Annotated in this window: 17 protein-coding genes; 11 read left to right on the forward strand and 6 right to left on the reverse strand. The window is 38.8% G+C overall.

Features of this window, described 5'->3' with window-relative positions; translation table 11 throughout:
- Positions 1–165: 165 nt before the first annotated feature.
- From AC4BHP_RS18380 to AC4BHP_RS18390, 3 genes are read right to left on the reverse strand one after another with little or no spacing between them, the layout of a single operon-like run.
- Positions 166–906, reverse strand: a complete 741-nt coding sequence (locus AC4BHP_RS18380; protein WP_066102530.1) for an amino acid ABC transporter ATP-binding protein — start codon at positions 904–906, stop codon at positions 166–168.
- 18 nt (positions 907–924) lie between these two features.
- Entirely contained in the window at positions 925–1,587 is a 663-nt protein-coding gene (locus tag AC4BHP_RS18385) for an amino acid ABC transporter permease (RefSeq protein WP_066102526.1), read from the reverse strand.
- 16 nt (positions 1,588–1,603) lie between these two features.
- Positions 1,604–2,392, reverse strand: a complete 789-nt coding sequence (locus AC4BHP_RS18390; protein ID WP_066102523.1) for a transporter substrate-binding domain-containing protein — start codon at positions 2,390–2,392, stop codon at positions 1,604–1,606.
- Positions 2,393–2,655: 263 nt separating this feature from the next.
- Here AC4BHP_RS18390 and AC4BHP_RS18395 point away from each other — a divergent pair, with 263 nt between their 5' ends.
- Positions 2,656–2,910: a metal-sensitive transcriptional regulator gene (locus AC4BHP_RS18395; RefSeq protein ID WP_139892867.1), complete on the forward strand. Its 255-nt coding sequence runs from the start codon at positions 2,656–2,658 to the stop codon at positions 2,908–2,910.
- An 88-nt stretch (positions 2,911–2,998) separates the two neighbouring features.
- Entirely contained in the window at positions 2,999–3,295 is a 297-nt protein-coding gene (locus AC4BHP_RS18400; protein ID WP_490553694.1) for a rhodanese-like domain-containing protein, read from the forward strand.
- Between the two features lie 274 nt (positions 3,296–3,569).
- Here AC4BHP_RS18400 and AC4BHP_RS18405 read toward each other — a convergent pair whose 3' ends face one another.
- Both AC4BHP_RS18405 and rraA read right to left on the reverse strand, forming a co-directional pair.
- Entirely contained in the window at positions 3,570–4,868 is a 1,299-nt protein-coding gene (locus tag AC4BHP_RS18405; protein ID WP_066102677.1) for a hemolysin family protein, read from the reverse strand.
- A gap of 526 nt (positions 4,869–5,394) precedes the next feature.
- Positions 5,395–5,880 (reverse strand): ribonuclease E activity regulator RraA, encoded by a 486-nt coding sequence (gene rraA, locus AC4BHP_RS18410; RefSeq protein ID WP_066102514.1) that lies wholly within the window; start codon positions 5,878–5,880, stop codon positions 5,395–5,397.
- Between the two features lie 146 nt (positions 5,881–6,026).
- On the opposite strand from rraA, the gene AC4BHP_RS18415 reads away from it, so the two are divergent.
- Complete coding sequence (locus tag AC4BHP_RS18415) at positions 6,027–6,926, forward strand: diacylglycerol/lipid kinase family protein (protein WP_490553697.1); 900 nt, start codon at positions 6,027–6,029, stop codon at positions 6,924–6,926.
- A 68-nt stretch (positions 6,927–6,994) separates the two neighbouring features.
- Entirely contained in the window at positions 6,995–7,804 is an 810-nt protein-coding gene (locus AC4BHP_RS18420) for an AAC(3) family N-acetyltransferase (protein ID WP_148631235.1), read from the forward strand.
- Between the two features lie 164 nt (positions 7,805–7,968).
- Here the strand turns inward: AC4BHP_RS18420 and AC4BHP_RS18425 are convergent, their stop codons facing one another.
- Positions 7,969–8,577 (reverse strand): histidine phosphatase family protein, encoded by a 609-nt coding sequence (locus tag AC4BHP_RS18425; RefSeq protein WP_175354241.1) that lies wholly within the window; start codon positions 8,575–8,577, stop codon positions 7,969–7,971.
- A gap of 181 nt (positions 8,578–8,758) precedes the next feature.
- On the opposite strand from AC4BHP_RS18425, the gene AC4BHP_RS18430 reads away from it, so the two are divergent.
- The 7 genes from AC4BHP_RS18430 to AC4BHP_RS18460 all read left to right on the forward strand — a co-directional run bounded on the left by AC4BHP_RS18430 (position 8,759) and on the right by AC4BHP_RS18460 (position 18,318).
- Positions 8,759–9,094 carry a metal-sensitive transcriptional regulator gene (locus AC4BHP_RS18430; protein WP_066102506.1) on the forward strand — a complete coding sequence of 112 codons (336 nt, stop codon included), beginning with the start codon at positions 8,759–8,761 and terminating at the stop codon, positions 9,092–9,094.
- 12 nt (positions 9,095–9,106) lie between these two features.
- The gene (gene copZ, locus AC4BHP_RS18435; RefSeq protein ID WP_066102503.1) at positions 9,107–9,313 is read left to right on the forward strand and encodes a copper chaperone CopZ; all 207 of its coding nucleotides are present in this window, start codon (positions 9,107–9,109) and stop codon (positions 9,311–9,313) included.
- Between the two features lie 74 nt (positions 9,314–9,387).
- Positions 9,388–11,799 carry a heavy metal translocating P-type ATPase gene (locus AC4BHP_RS18440; RefSeq protein ID WP_490553703.1) on the forward strand — a complete coding sequence of 804 codons (2,412 nt, stop codon included), beginning with the start codon at positions 9,388–9,390 and terminating at the stop codon, positions 11,797–11,799.
- A gap of 145 nt (positions 11,800–11,944) precedes the next feature.
- Positions 11,945–14,311 carry a penicillin acylase family protein gene (locus AC4BHP_RS18445; RefSeq protein WP_490553705.1) on the forward strand — a complete coding sequence of 789 codons (2,367 nt, stop codon included), beginning with the start codon at positions 11,945–11,947 and terminating at the stop codon, positions 14,309–14,311.
- 391 nt (positions 14,312–14,702) lie between these two features.
- Complete coding sequence (locus AC4BHP_RS18450; RefSeq protein ID WP_139892878.1) at positions 14,703–15,470, forward strand: hypothetical protein; 768 nt, start codon at positions 14,703–14,705, stop codon at positions 15,468–15,470.
- Positions 15,471–15,663: 193 nt separating this feature from the next.
- The gene (locus tag AC4BHP_RS18455; protein ID WP_490553707.1) at positions 15,664–16,737 is read left to right on the forward strand and encodes a D-alanine--D-alanine ligase; all 1,074 of its coding nucleotides are present in this window, start codon (positions 15,664–15,666) and stop codon (positions 16,735–16,737) included.
- Positions 16,738–16,950: 213 nt separating this feature from the next.
- On the forward strand, positions 16,951–18,318 hold the full coding sequence (locus tag AC4BHP_RS18460) for a UDP-N-acetylmuramoyl-tripeptide--D-alanyl-D-alanine ligase (protein ID WP_490553708.1): 1,368 nt from the start codon (positions 16,951–16,953) through the stop codon (positions 18,316–18,318).
- Positions 18,319–19,071: the final 753 nt, after the last annotated feature.

The following is a 19,071-nucleotide window of genomic DNA, read 5'->3' on the forward strand; positions in this document are numbered from 1 at the left end:
AGGCGGTTGAAGTCCAGAGGGAAGCACCTATCCCCGAGCTATGAGGCACCTATGGACCAGCTATACCGGGGTAAAGGCGGGTGATAGGTAGTTGAAGTCCATGACGAAGCTAAAATACGTAAAAAAACCCTCCCATTGATGGAGGGTTCAACATAGTTAGGGATATTATAACTGACTTCCAAAGAACTCTCGTGTCCGTTCTTCTTTAGGATTTTCAAATATTTGCTCAGGAGTGCCTTTTTCCAGGATGTTTCCTTCGTGCATAAAGAGGATTTGGTCAGCAACTTCGCGTGCAAAGCCCATTTCGTGAGTGACAATAACCATCGTCATTCCATCCTGGGCGAGTTCCTTCATGGTGGTCAATACTTCACCAACCAGCTCTGGATCCAGGGCAGAGGTTGGTTCATCGAATAGCATGATATCAGGTTTCATCGCCAGGGCACGGGCGATGGCTACACGTTGCTTTTGTCCACCGGATAGTTTATTTGGGTAAACATCTGCCTTGTCATCAAGGCCAACCTTTTTTAATAGCTCTAATGCTTCTTGTTTAGCTGTATCTTTGGCTATTTTCTTTACCATAATAGGTGCTTCAATTATATTTTCCAGTACAGTCTTATGAGGAAAGAGGTTAAAGTGCTGAAAGACCATCCCGATTTTTTGGCGTACTTCATTAATATTATGGGTTGTTGTTTCGATTTGTTCACCTTCAATAATGATGGAGCCGCTATCCTTTTTTTCAAGATAATTTAAGCAGCGCAGCAATGTACTTTTACCAGATCCGCTTGAACCAAGTAAACAGACAACATCGCTTTCATAGACAGTCAAACTAATATCTTTTAATACATGCAGATCTCCAAAGGATTTATTCAGATTTTCGACTTTTATCATTTCTCGTAATTCATTCATTTTTGTTTCCCCCTCTTACTAATCGCTAATTGCCATTCTTTTTTCAAGTGCTCGAAGACCCAGTGTTAACACAGCAACCAATATTAGATAGTAGACAGCAACAATGAGTAAATAGGTCATCTCGTCAAAATTATTGGATCCGAGAGTGGTCGCCACATTAAACAGCTCATTCAATGAGATGAAAGCAGCGAGAGAAGAATCCTTTAGACCGATAATAAATTGGTTACCGAGTGGCGGGAGGGCTCTTCGTAAGGCTTGAGGGAAAATGATTCGGCGCATGGCGAGTCCGCGTGTCATACCAAGCGAGCGGCCAGCCTCCATTTGTCCTTTATCAATGGATTGAATTGTTCCCCGGAAAATCTCAGCAATATAGGCCCCGTTATGAAAGGCGAGAGCCAATGATGCTGCCCAGAAATCCGGTATAAGAAAGATGCCGCTGAACCCAAAATAAAGAATGAAAATTTGGACAATTAACGGGGTTCCGCGAACAAGATATATATAAGCATCGGAAATGTAACCGAGCAATTTAATTTTCGAGATTTTAAGTAAAGCTACAAATAGTCCTATTATAATTCCGATTATGATGGAGACGACAGTCAATTCAAGAGTTAACAGAAGTGCATCGAAGAATACCCCGCGGGTATCAACTAATGTTTGAAAAAAGTGTGATAAATCTTGCAATCGTAACAGCTCCCTTTCATTCTTTATTATCTGGTTTTTGAGTAATATCTTCGCCAAAGTATTTCATACTAATTTTTGATAGAGTACCGTTTTTGCGCAGTTCCTCAAGTGCTTTATTAACCTCTTCAAGAAGTTTTGGATTATCCTGTGGAAGCACTATAGCTTGCTCACTTCGTTCAATCAGCTGTTGTCCAACAATTTTGAAGCCTTCTTTGGCAGCGGTTTTCCCAGTGACAAAATCGGTAATGACAGCATCATGTCGGCCATTGCTTAATGCCTTGAGTGCAGTCACATCACTATCGTATGTTTTAATATCAGATGTATATCTGCTCGCAGTGTCTGCATATGTAGATCCTTTGGCGGCTGCAACTTCTTTCCCTTTTAAATCTTCAACTGTCTTGATATCACTGTCTGGACGGGTGAAAATTTGTGGTCCTGAATAGTAGTAGGGAGTGGAAAAGAGGACGAATTTTGAACGTGCCTCATTAATGGTATGGCTGGCCACTGCGGCATCAGCTCTCCCAGTTTTTACACCTTCAACAATTCCCTTGAATTTCATTTGTTTTTGGACAGGCTCAAGCCCCAATTGTTTAGCGATGGCTTCCCCAACTTCAATATCAAAGCCAGTCATTGTCATATCATCGTTCATATAGCTGAAGGGCTTAAATTCCCCGGAAGCGGTGAAAACGAATTGATCGTTATTAATCAATTCTGCCCCGCTTGCCATTTGCTCCTTTTCTGCACAGGCAGTCAAGGAACCTAGCAGAAGGAGTAGAAAGATAAACGGAAGAATATTTTTTTTCATTCCAGTTGAATCTCCTTTCAGTGTCAATAGAGCTTGCTTTCTAACTAAATACCCATTAATGCCAGTAATTAACCAAAATACTAAAAAACAACTTTATTGGAATAGCAAATAGTAAGAAGAAGGACCTGTATGTCATCATAGAATACGCTGAGATTTTCAGGTATACTGATACTAATTAATAGGGAATAAATAGTATAAAGAAGAAGCTGAAAGATGAATTTATCGCTGATATAGATTTGAATAACTTAAGGAGTGATTTTCAGATGGAATATGATGATAAAGTCAAAAACCGTATTAAGAGGATGGAAGGTCAATTACGCGGGATACTTAAAATGATGGAGGATGGAAAAGATTGCAAAGAAGTCGTGACTCAGTTATCTGCGGTAAGGTCTGCAGTAGACAAGACAATTGGAGTCATTGTCAGCAGTAACCTTATTGAGTGCGTGGAAAATGCGGAAGATGTAGAGAAGGAAAAGTTAGTGAATGAAGCAGTGCATCTGTTGGTCAAAAGTCGCTGAGAGTTTCGGTTGGCTTTTTTTAATAAAATTTGATATACCTATAGGGGTAATGTTACGTTGAAATCTTAAAGGAGGCGGAATCAGTACGATGAAAACAATTGAGCCACAAGAAGTGGAAGCAAAACTAGCTGAAGGGCAGTCCTTAAATATTATTGATGTTCGTGAAGTAGATGAAGTACGTAACGGGAAAATTCCAACAGCGGTTAATATTCCATTAGGCCTGCTTGAATTTCGGATGAATGAGTTAGATAAATCAAAAGAATATATAGTTGTTTGCCATGCAGGAGGAAGAAGCGCCAGAGCTGTTCAGTTCCTTGAATCTGAAGGATACGTTGTGACCAATATGAATGGTGGCATGCTAGAGTGGGAAGGGAAAACTGAATAATAAGAAAAGACGAGAACTTGGGGTCTATCCCATTCTCGTCTTTTTTTGCAATCATTTTTTTGAAATTAATTGAGTTCAGGTGAATTAATAGAATCCTAATGTTTTTTATTGATGTCCATATCAGTTTACTGGATCCAATTAAATTCTTTGCTCCTACATAATAGGAAAATCCAAATGTAATCAACAAAATCTTAATAAAAATGGGTTCATAATACTAACTTACTATTCTAGCAATAAGCATACAACCATTCAGTGTGTATGCTCCTTTTATTATTTACTCGGATGCTTTTTTCACTTCAATATATAAAAGATGGTGATCTTCAGCATCCTCTACAGTAAAGATGAATCCATCCTCTTCCAATGTATCCCCAATGGCTGCATCGATTTTATGAGTTAAAAACCAACCGCCTAATGTATCTACATCCGGATAGTCCATTTGTATTCCAAGCAAATCCTCAATCTCAGACAATAGCATTTTTGCATCTAGAATATAATGATAGTCACCTATTCTACGAATCTCTGGTAGCTCATCTGTATCGAACTCATCGCGGATTTCCCCAACGATTTCTTCAAGAATATCCTCAACCGTAACAATACCGGAAGTACCGCCGTACTCATCAAGTAACACGGCTATGTGTATGCGTTCCTTCTGCATTTTCACAAGTAAATCGTGAATAGGAATCGTTTCAATTACCGTGATAAGTGGTTTAACATAATCACGGATTGGCATATCTGTTTTCAAACCGCTTCTAAGACTGGCTGTTAGTAATTCTTTAACATTCACAAATCCAATAATCGTATCTTTATCTCCATCTGTAACGGGATAGCGCGTATATTGTTCATTATTTAAAGAAGCAACAATATCTTCTAAAATATCATCCTTTTGAAACGTTTGAATTTCTGTTCGAGGCACCATGATTTCTCTGGCAATCCGATCATCAAATTCAAAGATATTGTTTACATATTTAAATTCAGATTGATTGATTTCTCCCTTTTTATAACTGTCAGTCAGAATCATCCGCAACTCTTCTTCAGAATGGGCAATGTCTCCTTCGCTAGCCGGTTTAATGCCAAATAGGCTTGTGATAAATCGGGCAGAATGGTTCAATGCCCATATAATCGGAAACATCACTCTATAAAACATAATAAGCGGCCGTGCGAAATTCATTGTAATCGTTTCTGCTTTTTGAATCGCAACGGATTTTGGCGCCAATTCTCCCACTACAACATGTAAAAAGGTAATAATAGAAAATGCAATCACAAAGGAAATAATACTTGCTACAGAATCCTGGATGTGCAATTTTTCAAATAGGGGATCAATGAGATGTTTAACGGTGGGCTCCCCAAGCCAACCGATCCCTAATGATGTAATCGTAATCCCAAGTTGTGTCGCTGACAAATATTCATCTAAATGTGTTACGACCCTCTTGGCTGCCATTGCTTTTCGATTTCCTTCTGCAACAAGCTGATCTATTCTGGTCGCACGGACCTTAACAATGGCAAACTCTGATGCCACAAAGAACATCGTACTCACCAATAAAAATAAAAGTAAAACTATATTAACTATGTCCATCGTCTCCATTCAATCTCTTTACCCGTCCGGAGTAAAGATTCACCTCCTGACAAATATCCCTTTGTATATTTCTTCACCATCAGGAACGGGTTTAAACTTTTTTGCGACATATGGGAAAAAATACACATATAAACAGGATACTCCTGTAAGTGACTTTGCTCAATCTTTATGTTACTCTTTAAATAGAAAGAATCATGAATGGTGGGCATTCATGATTCTGCAAAAGCCACTCCTTAACGGAGACGAGTATTGATTTTTTTAGGCCTCACTATCTTTTTAGAGCAGTGAGGTCTATTTTTTATTATTTATCGTGATTACTGTTAGAAGTAAGGTGGCAAAGCTGAATGTTACCATAAATGTCTCAAAGATTGACATGGGACATCACTCCATTTCGGATGGTTGGTGTCTGCTTAATGGAAGTGACTTTTGCTAGTTCATTATAGCATACATTTAGTAACAATAAGAACAAGTGTTCGTTTTAAGTGGAAATAATGACTTTCGACTCATCAAAAAAGCCGAGATATATTTATCCCGACTTGGATTCCAATGGTTTTTCTGAAATAATAATCCCATCATCATCAGCATACACAAATTGTCCAGGAGTCCATTCTACGTTTCCGAATGATAGTGTTCCGCCTTTTGTACCTTCGCCTCTCTTTTTACTTTTAAATGGGCATGTTCCAATCGCTTTTATTCCAACTTCTATATGGGCCAAGTCAGCTGAATCCCGGACACAGCCATTAATAATGATTCCGTTTATTTTTCTCTCAGCTGCAATGGCTGCCAACTGGTCACCCAATAATGCACAATTTAGAGAGCCCCCACCATCTACAACTAAAATAGTTCCAGGCTCAATCGTTTCCAAGCTTTCTTTTACCATTGAATTGTCTTCATATACCTCAACGGTTCGTATTTCGCCCTGAAATTCCTTTTTCTTACCATAAGAATAGAAAGGGGTTTTACATAGACTTAACCTGTCAGCGTACTCATCACATAAATCAGCCGTTTTCATGGAAACATCCTTTCAAAATTTAGTTGCAAGTTAATTATATTGAATTTTCTGTAAATTTTCCATTTATTAAGAGATGAATGTTTCTAAATACCGGCTTCATGGGAATATAAGAGATACAAGTTTTCTGAAGATAAGGAGAAAAAATAATGAGTATGTTTAATAAGGTACTATTTATTTACAATGGTTCTGCCGGTCAGACAGAAACAGATCGGGCACTTGCCGCCGTACTCCCTGTAATTAGTACTGAAACGAAAGAATTAAAAGTGGTGCAAACGGAAGAGGCAGGTGAAACCAAAAAAATCTGTCTTAAGCTTGGGGAAGAATATGACCTTGTTATTATCCTTGGTGGAGATGGAACGGTACATGAAGCTGTCAATGGGCTTGCTGCTCTGGATAAGAGGCCTGTTTTAGCTATTTTGCCGGGTGGTACATGTAATGATTTCAGCAGAATGCTTAATATCCCGCAAAATCTAAAAAAAGCGGCAGAGACAATCATGAGTGGCCAACAAGTTTCGGTAGATGTAGGAAAAGTTAATGATGACCACTACTTTCTTAATTTTTGGGGGATCGGGCTAATCACCCATACATCAAGCAATATTGATGAAAACCAAAAGAGATTAATGGGGAAAATGAGTTACTTTATTAGTGCATTACGAACGGTGAAAGAGGCAGAGACATTTCATTATAAAATGAAGACTGATCAAGGTGAGTATGAAGATGAGGCAGTCATGATCATGGTGCTGAATGGGAAATTCATTGGATCTAATCAAATCCCTCTGCCATCCATTAATATGGATGATGGATTATTTGATGTATTAGTAGTGAAAGAATCATCATTTGGTGCGTTTCTTGATTTATTTTCACTTAATTCTCCTGATATAAACCTAAATGATGCTGAAACGAGGCTGTTTCATTTGCAGACCAAATCATTGTCAATTGAAACAGAAGAAGTGCTGGACGCGGACACAGATGGCGAAATTTATTTGGAAACTCCAGCAACTTTGGAAATCCTAAAGCATCATATACACATGATTAAGGGTTATTAGTACCTTGGGGTTACAAAGTACTTCTTTTCCTTTAAAATGATAGAAAAGCCAGAATCGGAAGTGAGTCTATGTCTAAGTTGATAGAAAATACACCATTTCCCCGTACAAGAGAGGTGCTACGTACTGACATGCGCGAATTGGGGTTAAAAAGAGGTATGAATGTCCTTGTTCATTCCTCGCTATCATCAGTTGGATGGGTGAATGGAGGGGCTGTTGCCATTATTCAGGCATTGATGGATACTGTTACAGAAGAAGGAGCCATTATCATGCCGGCTCAATCTGCGGATTTGTCGGATCCGGCTGAATGGTTGAACCCACCAATCCCTTGGGAGTGGTGGGAAACCGTGAGAAATACAATGCCAGCTTTTGAACCTGCTATTACACCTACATATGGCATGGGGAAAATTGCAGAGCTATTTCGTACATATCCAGGTGTTTTAAGAAGCAACCATCCAAATGTTTCGTTTACTGCATGGGGTAAGCGTAATGGTGAAGTCCTTGCCAATCATCAATTGGAAAATGGATTGGGTGAAGGATCTCCACTAAGAAAACTCTATGATTTAGATGCTCATGTCCTGTTTATCGGAACGAGCTATGAAACGAACACCTGCTTTCATCTGGCAGAGTATCGATCTGGTACCAGGGAAGTAATCCAAAAAGGTACTCCCATTTTTGTAGATGGAGAGCGGAAATGGGTGGAGTATACGGATATTGAATATGATGATACTGAATTTGATACAATCGGAAATGCTTTCGAACAACAGTACTCTGTTAGGAAAGGTAAAATCGGCAGTGCTGATTCCAAGTTATTTTCCTTTTGCGAGGCAGTTGATTATGCAGTAGAATTTTTTAAAAATGAAGCGAAGGCGAAGGTTTAGCTTTATAGTTGATTACCCAAGAATGAGAGTCTTTTATTTGCCATGTCTTTTTTACTTGGTGGCTGTCTCCGGCTTGATTAAACTTCCTCACTGATCTCCACATCTATCCTGTACAAAAAGAGGCTTTCCCAATAACTTGACTATGGGAAAGCCTCTTGGATTATTTATTCTACGTGCTGCATATCATTTTCGAATAAAAGTTCCATTTTACCATCATGAAATTCAAGCTTCGTTAAACTTGTATTCCCTGGCGGTGTCGCTTTAAAGACATCTGAAAGTGGTGTGTTTTTAATATGCGTAAGCAGAACACGCAGGAAAATAGAATGGGTCACAATAAGGATGGTACCGGAAGGGTTTTCGTTTATAATTCTTTCGAACACATCGACAGCTCTTTTCTTGAGCTGATTAAAGGTTTCACCTGTTTCTGTCTCAAATAAATGTGGCGTTTCCCAAAAGATTTTAAATTCCTCAGGAAATTCTGCCTCAATCTCATCTCTAATGCGCCCGTCCCAATCTCCAAAATGCATTTCACGTAAGTCATCTTCCTTAATCAGGCTAATCTCACGATCACCGATGATATATTGAGCTGTTTCATAAGCACGTTTTGATGTACTGCTGTACACTTTATCAAGTTTTACATCAGCAAGCCTCTTTCCAAGAGCTTTTGCATCATTAATACCTTTTTCGGTCAGTTCGCCATTTCCCCAGCCTTGCATAATACGATTGACATTCCATTCTGTAAGTCCATGTCTAGTTAAGTAGATTGTTAGCAACGTACATGTCTCCTTTGCAATTTGTGAATAATCATAAGTATAACGCAATCAAGGTTGGATAGAAAAACAATGGATTGTCAGTCTAATTTTAAAAAGATCGATCATAAGTGATAAACGTTGAAGAATATACTATAGGGGGGTATAGTATATTTAATAATAGAAAAACGGGAGGGAGGTCACTATGAGCGAGATAGAGATTACTGAAGATATGGGTAATCATTGCCATCATGACCAAGAACGAAAAAGCCATCATTCTGATAACGTAAAAAAAAATTTGATCAGTCGTTTAAATAGGGTTGAAGGGCAGATTAGAGGGATTAAAGGCATGATTGAAAAGGATGTATATTGCGATGATATTATAACCCAGATTGCAGCTACACAATCAGCCCTGAATGCTGTTGGAAAGTTGATGCTTGAAGGCCATATGAAATCATGTGTGGCAGAAAGAATTCAACAGGGTGATATGGAAGTACTCGATGAAGTATTAATTACCATACAAAAATTAATGAAAAAATAGGAGGAATTTAAAATGGAAACAACGATCTTAAATGTAAAAGGTATGTCCTGCGAGCATTGTGTGAAAGCAGTCGAAGGCAGTGTAAGTGAGTTAAACGGAGTTAGTTCTGTGAAGGTTACATTGGATACGGGAAAAGTGGAAGTCCAATATGACCCGGCAATGGTTAATCTAGAAACAATTAAAGAATCTATTGATGAACAAGGATATGATGTCGATTAATATATGATTCGAATTAATAGGCTAAGCCACGCCCTATTTAAATAATGCAAGTTCAACAATAAGGTGGTGAGTTTATGAAGCATGTCCATTTGCAGATTACGGGAATGACCTGTGCCGCCTGTTCAGCAAGGATTGAAAAGGTACTGGGGAAAATGGAGGGAGTTAAAGAGGTAAATGTGAACTTAGCCACTGAAGCATCTGCTATTCTTTATGATCCTACTCTCTTATCAGCGAACGATTTAAGAGGAAAAATAGAAAAGCTAGGGTACGGGGTTACGACTAGAGTATCGGAACTAATGATTACCGGAATGACCTGCGCCGCCTGTTCAGCAAGAATTGAAAAGGTATTGAACAAGACGGAGGGTGTCTTAATTGCCAATATAAATCTGGCCTTGGAATCAGGCACGATTGAATATTCTAGCAGTGAGTTATCTGAGGAAGATCTCATTGCCAAAATAGAAAAACTAGGCTATGGTGCTTCACCAAAGGAACAGCATAAACAGGAAAGTGAAGACCCGAGGCAATCGGCTATAAAAAAACAACAGCTTAGGTTTATAGCAGCTGCTTTCCTTTCATTGCCACTATTATGGACGATGGTAGCCCATTTTTCTTTTACCTCCTGGATGTATATACCGGATATTTTACTGAATCCGTGGGTTCAGTTGGCTTTAGCGACACCTGTTCAATTCATTATTGGTTGGCAATTTTATAAAGGGGCCTATAAGGCTCTGCGAAATGGCAGTGCCAACATGGATGTATTAGTGGTGCTTGGTACATCTGCTGCCTATTTTTATAGTTTATATGAATCTATAGTAAAAAGTGGGCATCATCATGCTGAGATGCCGCATCTTTATTTTGAAACAAGTGCCATTTTAATAACTTTAATTTTACTGGGTAAATTATTTGAGGCTAAGGCAAAAGGCCGTACATCAGATGCGATTAAGAAGATGATTGGCTTGCAGCCTAAAACGGCGATTGTCATTCGTGATCAAAAAGAAGTGAAAGTTCCGCTTGCCGATGTAGTAGTAGGGGACTTAATCTATGTGAAACCCGGAGAGAGAATTCCAGTAGATGGTGAAGTGCTCGATGGCAGCTCAGCTGTGGATGAATCCATGTTAACGGGTGAAAGTGTTCCGGTTGATAAAAATCCAGGGGACCAAGTCTTCGGAGCCACCATTAATAAAAATGGTGCATTAAAGATGAAAGCCATTAAAGTGGGTAAAGATACAGCCCTATCCCAAATTATTAGAGTGGTTGAACAGGCACAGGGTTCGAAAGCTCCAATTCAGCGGTTAGCGGATAAAATATCAGGTATCTTTGTTCCGATTGTAGTGGGAATAGCCGTTTTGACATTTATAGCATGGTATTTTATCGTGGATCGTGGAAATTTCACTACGGCACTAGAAAATATGATTGCTGTTCTTGTAATAGCCTGTCCATGTGCGTTAGGGTTGGCTACGCCGACATCCATAATGTCTGGGTCTGGCCGGGCAGCTGAATTTGGTATTTTATTTAAAGGCGGAGAGCATTTAGAGACCGCTCATCAGATTAATACCGTACTGTTGGATAAGACAGGGACAATAACGAATGGTAAACCGATTTTAACGGATATTATACCAATCGGAAATTGGGAGCAGGAAAAACTGTTAAAACTCATAGCGGCAGCAGAGAAACCATCCGAGCATCCTCTAGCACAGGCAATAGTCGAAGCAGCCCATGAACATAATCTGGAGCTTACAGAGGCAGTAGATTTTCAAAGTACTCCTGGATTTGGAATTCGCGCTTCTGTTGGGCAGGATAAAGTCCTGGTAGGAACGAGAAAATGGATGACGGCTAATCAGCTTGATATCACCTCAACTCAGCCTTTTATGGAGGATCTTGAGAAAGAAGGGAAAACGGCGATGATTGCCGCGGTGAATGGAAATGTGGCTGGTATCATTGCTGTTGCTGATACGATTAAAGAGACATCCGGACAGGCGGTGCAACGTCTAAGGGATATGGGCATCGAGGTGTGGATGATTACAGGAGATAATCAGAGCACCGCGGAGACAATCGCAAAGCAGGCGGGTATTCAACATGTGATTGCTGAAGTTCTTCCAGAAGGAAAGGCGAATCAGATTAAAAGATTCCAATCTGAAGGAAGAAAAGTAGCGATGGTCGGCGACGGAATTAATGATGCTCCGGCCCTAGCGTTGGCCGATATCGGTATTGCTATCGGAACAGGTACAGATATTGCAATAGAAGCAGCGGACATTACCTTGATGAAGGGCGACTTAAATGGAATTGCAGATGCGTTTTATTTAAGTAAGCAGACGATGCGTAATATTAAACAAAATCTATTTTGGGCTTTTGGCTATAATACCCTTGGAATTCCAGTGGCGTTTATGGGACTGCTCGCCCCTTGGTTGGCAGGTGGTGCTATGGCATTCAGTTCGGTGAGTGTTGTCTTAAATGCCCTGCGCCTTCAACGAATTAAGCTAAAGTAAATAGAGTGAGGAAATGCCGACATGGTATGTGTCGGCATTTTTTTGCGTTGTATAACAAGTATAAGCAGCTGAGGCAATGGTTTAAAACAAATAAAGGAAACTCTCATCTTTTATAGAATGTAAAAAGCATGAGAGGTGGGATATTATGGAAATGAAGATTCCAAGGAAACGGGTGTCAAAGGGGAAGAAAATTAGTTTATGGGTAATTGCTATTTTAGTAGTCATTCTTATAATTGGTTCACTGGGAGCGGTTTATTTTGTTAAACGGCCTTTACCGCAAATGGAAGGTGAACTTGAACTTTTGGGTTTACATAATGAGGTAGAGGTTTTGCGTGATCAAGAAGGAGTTCCGCATATAAAGGCCGATGATACACAGGATTTATTTTTTGCCCAAGGTTATGTACAGGCTCAGGATAGGATGTTTCAAATGGATTTATCAAGAAGGCAGGCATCAGGCAGATTAAGTGAAGTAATAGGGGAAGCCATGCTTAAAAACGATAAATATTTCCGAACGCTAGGTTTGAGGAGAGCTGCTGAAGATTCTTATGAATCCTATTCACCGGAGGCAAGAGAAATACTTCAGTCATTTGCTGAGGGTGTAAATGCCTACATAAAAGAAAAAAAGGCCAAAGGGAAATGGCCGATAGAATTTACCTTTCTTGGGTATGAGCCAGAGGAGTGGACTCCGATTGATTCACTGACGATTGGTAAGTATATGGCTTTTGATTTGGGAGGAAACTGGAACAGTCAGGCTTTTCGTCACTATTTGCTGCAAAGTTTCCCGAAGGAAAAAGCATATGAACTATTCCCAAGCTACCCTGCAGGAGCACCAGTGAATATAACCAAGGATGAACTCGACATAGAAGGCAGTTTATCTTCTTCTGTTGTCCCGAATGAATATAACGGAAGCAATAATTGGGTAGTCTCAGGTGAGAAGACCCAATCTGGAGAACCATTATTGGCGAATGATCCACATTTATCTTTGGCCACCCCCTCTGTTTGGTATCAAAATCATTTGGAAGGGCCTGGCTATAATGTTAGCGGTGTCATATTTGCCGGTATTCCTGGAATCATTTTAGGTCATAACCTAACTATTGCATGGGGAGTTACGAATGTGGGTCCTGATGTACAGGATTTATATATTGAGAAGAGAAACCCTGAACAGGAAGATGAATTTCTTTACAAAAAAGAATGGGAAAAAGCTCAGGTTATTCATGAGAAGATAAAGATAAAAGGACAGAAATCGGAGGATTTTAAAATAACCATTACACGTCATGGGCCTGTCATCTCAGAATTTTTAGGAAGTGTTGGCAAGGAGCATGTTTTGGCTTTAAAGTGGACCGCTTTGCAACCCTCAAATGAGCTGGAAGCCGTGCTTAATATGGGTAAATCAAAAGATTGGACCGAATTCGAAAAAGCGCTGGAGGATTTTGAATCGCCGGCACAAAATTTTGTCTTTGCCTCAAAGGAAGGAACAATTGCTTATAAGGCTAATGGGAAGATTCCTATTCGAAAAGATAAGCAGGATGCTCTTTTACCGGTAGAAGGCTGGACGGGAGAAAATGAGTGGGTTGGATATATTCCATACAACGAATTACCGCGTACGATTAATGCTGAAAAAGGATACATATCAACGGCTAACAATAAAGTAACAGATGAACACTATCCGTATCATATAAGCCATGATTGGGCCCAGCCCTATCGCCAAATGAGGATTGATGAAGTTCTTTCAGGCAATGATAAATTAACGATTGAAGAGATGAAGAATTTGCAAATGGATCAGCGAAATCTGCAGGCGGAGGAGTTCCTGCCGAAGTTTATAGAAGAACTATCAGAGACTAAAGAAACAGAGGCCATTGATGTTTTAGAGGACTGGAATTACATGGATGACAAAGAAATGGCAGCTCCGTTACTCTTCCAACTATGGATGGCAGAAATCTCGGACACCTTATTCGCAGATGATATATCTGAAGAAATGCTCACCCTTTTCAGAGGCAGAAAGCAAGCTGTTGATCAGCTTCTTAGAAAAGCGTTAAATGGTGAAAAGAGTATTTGGATTGAAGACAAGGGTGGCTTAAAGACGGTGCTGGAAACCAGCTTGAAGAAAGCTGTTACAAAAGGGAAAGAGATACAGGGAGGGGTTCTTTCTAATTGGAGATGGGGGGATTATCACCAAATTCAATTTAAGCATCCGCTATCCTCAGTCAGTCCTCTTCAATATGTGTTTAATTATAAGGGGGAACTAGAGAGTGGGGGAAGTGCGGTTACGGTTCAGGCAGCTGGTTACGATACGAAGGGAACTATTAATCATGGAGGATCATGGAGGTTTATTGCGGATCTCTCTGATTTATCCAAGGCCTCACATATAGTCGGACCAGGACAGTCCGGGCAATTGGGAAGCGAATGGTACCAAAACCAAATGGAAGATTGGGTTACAGGGACATATCATCTAACGAAACTAAATGAAAAGAATGGAGTCAAGCTCCGGTTAATACCAAAAATAAAAAGGTAGTATTTTCCGAATAAGTAAAATAATTTAAAACGGTGCGTAAGTTTAGTAATGTTGGGAAAAAAGTCTTATAATTTTATACGAGAAAGTTTGAATCTTTTAAAACAGTGGGATTATATAATTTTAATCTTTATTTAAAAAATAAGGCTGGTGCCTACTCACTTTTTGCTACAGGTCAGATTAAAGGATTACCAATGTTACAACAACTTTACAATATAATTTTTTTACGGTTTTTTGAATCTTTTTTGGTTTAATATCGTCTAGAATAAAGGAGAAACTATTTACACCGATAGGATAAGCAGGGGATAGGTAATTAGATGTAGGCTTGACTAATCAAAATAGTCTAATAGCCACCTAACATCGTATTGATGAAGACATGCCGGAGGGGTTTGTATTGAAACATGGTAAAAGAGATTTTATATACCTTCATAAACAAGAAGCTGAGCATTTTGTAGCTTCATTTGGCATAGACTTTTTTAGTTTTATGCAATCGTTGAAAGAGCCGCCGCCAAATGTTTTATTATTGGATCATCCTTTTATGGATGTTGAATATGATATGCATACACAGTTTAATTATGTTTCCTTTCCCTCATATAAGAAATATTATAAAGAAAGTGGGAAGGAGTATGGGCATATAAGCTGGATTGATTTTGAGGATATTGAGGGGCTGGAAGAATTAGCTCCATGGGAAATCGCTGAAATCCTGTATATCAGACATACATTTAACCATCTAAGATCTCCCTTTTATCCAAAATTAAATAATCGGTTTGTCTATTTAACATTAGAGGATGGCTTTTATAATAAAGTTTATTACCGGTATTGGAATGATTTTTACCAGTTAATTTCCAAGCTAATTCCTGAGCATGTGGAGATAAATAAGCCGGATCGATTATGGCTGGGCGGTAGAAAAAAAACAGAGAACGCAATAATCCCTACAGAGATTCTGAAACAGTTATCCCCTTTGTTTAATGAGGGCGTAATCATCAGCTTTCATAAGTCAATTCAAACAAGACAAACTATCGAGATTCCAGTGTGGGTTGTTGGAGATTATCGGCATGAAGATGAGCTGAGAGATGAATTAAGGACGATATACCAAAAACGGCAAACTGTTAATCTCGTTTATCAGAAGAAAATGAAGGAATGGGTCATAGATGGAAAATAAACCTCCTGTAAAATTAAGGAGGTTTTCCTAATTTATTATACAGATATTCAGGTTCACAAATTATGTTCGAATATGCATATAATAAGAAGAATGTAAGTTTTGCCTATAAGGGGAACGTGTCACATATTAATTTAATGTTCTGAAAAGGAAATGATACAATATATTATGTATCAACTAACGGAGGGTAAATTCAATGAAAATTAAACTAGGATTATTATATGGTGGGAAATCTGCTGAACATAAAGTATCCATGCAAACTGCTATGGCAGTCATCAAAGCATTGGATTCATCTAAATATGAGATACATCCGATTTACATAAATGAAGAGGGGGAATGGATTAAAGGACCGCAATTACAAGGACCAGTTGAATCTGTTAAAGAGCTGGAATTTGACCACAGAAGTCAGGCTGTTCAAACAACTGGTTTTAACAGTATTATCGCTCACGGATCTGATGATGCATTCGATGTTATTTTCCCATTATTACATGGCCCTAATGGCGAAGATGGTACAGTGCAGGGGTTGCTCGAGCTGCTTAATATTCCGTATGTAGGAAATGGTGTTCTTGCTTCTTCAGCAGGTATGGATAAAGTAATCATGAAGAATATATTTGCCCAGGCTGGGTTAGGGCAGGTTGGTTATGTTTCTTATTTACGTTCAGAATGGAGCGGAAATGAAGAAAAGGTATGCCAAGAGGTAGAAAAAGCATTGGGATATCCATGTTTTGTTAAACCGGCTAACTTAGGTTCCAGTGTTGGGATTAGTAAATGTGAAAATGCTGAAGAGCTGCATAAAGCATTTGAAGAGGCATTCCAATTCGACCGAAAAGTAATCATTGAAGAAGGTGTTACTGCAAGAGAGGTTGAGATTGGCGTTATTGGAAATGATTATCCTGAGTGTTCTGTTGCAGGGGAAATTATTCCAAAAAAAGCGTTTTATGACTATAAAGCTAAATACGAAGATGGCGATACAGCATTGGTAATACCTGCAGAGATTTCTCAGGAAGAATATCAAATGCTGCATGACATGGCAATTAAGGCATACAAAGCATTGGATTGTTCCGGGCTTGTAAGGGCAGATTTCTTCCTTACACATGACGGAAAAGCTTATATTAATGAAGTAAATACAATGCCAGGATTTACGCCATTCAGTATGTTCCCATTACTTTGGAGCCACACTGGAGTGGAATATCCGCAATTAATTGAAAAACTGATTAATTTAGCTATTGAAAGACATGCTGAAAAGCAAAAAATTAAATATACTATTTAATATAATGTAGCCTGGCTGTATAAATGAGAAATGTAAGAATCTGCGCATTAGATATTCTCGATGGGTTGATTTACGAACATCATTTCCGGCTTATTACTATTGATAGGGTTATGCATACTCAATTAAACGGCAGAGGAATGCTGTACAGCCGATTATTTAATTGGCTGTATCTGTTTTTTTTTCAGGGATGATAAAGGGTAATGGAGGATTAATATGATCAAACGTACATTGGCTGAAATTGCAGCTATGGTAGATGGCAGCATAAATGAAGGTTTCAAAGATATACTTGTTTCAGGAGTAACAAATGATACAAGAAAAATCGAGGAAGGCAATCTATTTGTTCCTTTGCAGGGTGAAAATAGCAATGGACATAATCATGTAGAAGCAGCATTCGCTCAGGGAGCAGCTGCTTCATTTTGGGAATCAGATACACCGAATCCTCCTGAAAACAGAGCACTGATTTTTGTTAAGGATAGTTTAAAGGCATTACAACAGTTATCTAAAGCATATTTACATGAATTGGATACGAAAGTGATCGGAATTACAGGCAGTAATGGGAAAACGACTACTAAAGATATGACCGCCTCGATCATGAAAACAAAATATCGGGTACATAAAACAAGTGGAAATTATAACAACCACATTGGATTGCCACTTACGATTCTGTCTGCTCCGGAAGATACAGAAATCCTGATTCTAGAAATGGGAATGAGCAGCAGTGGGGAGATTTCACTCCTTTCACAGATTGGACAACCTGATGTAGCGATTATTACTAATATTGGTGAGGCGCATTTACTTGACCTTGGTTCTCGCGAAGGAATTGCAGACGCCAAAATGGAAATTATCGAGGGTTTAAAGAAGGGTGGAACACTCATTTTTAATGGGGATGAACCTCTTCTGCTAAGCAGGGTATCCAAGCATGCCTATAAACAGATTACCTTTGGCAGCAGCATAACAAATGACTATTATCCTGTTCAAAGCAAAGCAGGAGAGAATGAAATGGAATTTACAATTGATGTAGATGGTCATCATCCTTTCGTATTGCCGCTCTTAGGCAATCATAATGTGCTGAATGCATTGGCGGCGATAGCTGCTGGCAGAACGATGGGAGTCTCCTGGGAACAAATCACGACAGGCCTTGCTGAAGTAAAACTATCTAATATGCGGATGGAAGTATCCTTTGGAGCGAGAGGCGAAAAAATCATAAACGATGCTTATAATGCCAGCCCGACTTCAGTTAAAGCAGCTATTGAATTAGTGAAAGGGATGACAGGTACGGGCAAGAAGATTCTTGTACTAGGCGATATGCTTGAATTGGGACCAGAGGAAGAGATGTATCACTCCAAAATGGGTGAATTAATCACAGAGGAGATTGATTATGTCTTTACGTATGGTAAATTGGCTGAAAAGATTGCCGAAGGTGCTGCAGAAAATTTGAATAAAGAACGCATTTATCATTTCAGTGATAAGGATCAATTATCATTGAAGTTAAAAGAAGTCATTGATGAACATTCTATTGTGTTGGTCAAAGCTTCGAGAGGGATGAGACTTGAAGAAGTCGTTCGTAGCCTTCAAGACTAAACCTTAAAGATATACTATCCCACGATGTCATTCATTCTTTAAGGATGAATGACATTTTTAAAAATTTCATACATATCTGCATGATTTGAATGAAATCTGGGTAATATATAACTGTATGTAAATAGAGGTTATTTATTAGTTAATTGGCGTTTTTATGCTGCACACTAAACTAGGTTAGTTAATCAATCGATTGATTAGTAGGTAAATGTAATATTTTATTTAATTTTGATACCAAGATCCGATTGCTTTGTATAAATCGAGTCCTGGCATAAATCATCTATGTGTACTACAAACAAAATTCTGTAAATATGTTTATAAACCTCTATTTTATTTAAAACAAATCGTGACTATAACGGCTTATCGTGTACAAGATTAGTGTGCAGCGCCTATTCTTCACCCATCAACGGCTTTAAAAAGGGAGAATACAGTTCTTAAATTAGCTAATTTAGAACCACAAAAGTATCTGTTAATAGCTTGAAGATTTGAAGCAGGAAAAATAGCATAATAGAATATTGCAAGTGCGATTATTTGCAATCCCGGTCTGTTTTTGTTAACATAAGTTAAATACATGCGTTTCATGAAAATTTTCCAAATGAATTGGACTTATGAACTCATGCTGCCGGGATACTGACGGCCGCTTTTTTTTGTGAGATCGAACCCTGTGCAACAGGCATGATTAAATTGACCGTAATCCTGTTTTACAGGAATGAAAAATATATTGAAGCAATTGTTAAAATAACACCTATCTTGGGG

This window comes from Pradoshia sp. Z4_20, from assembly GCF_058216035.1.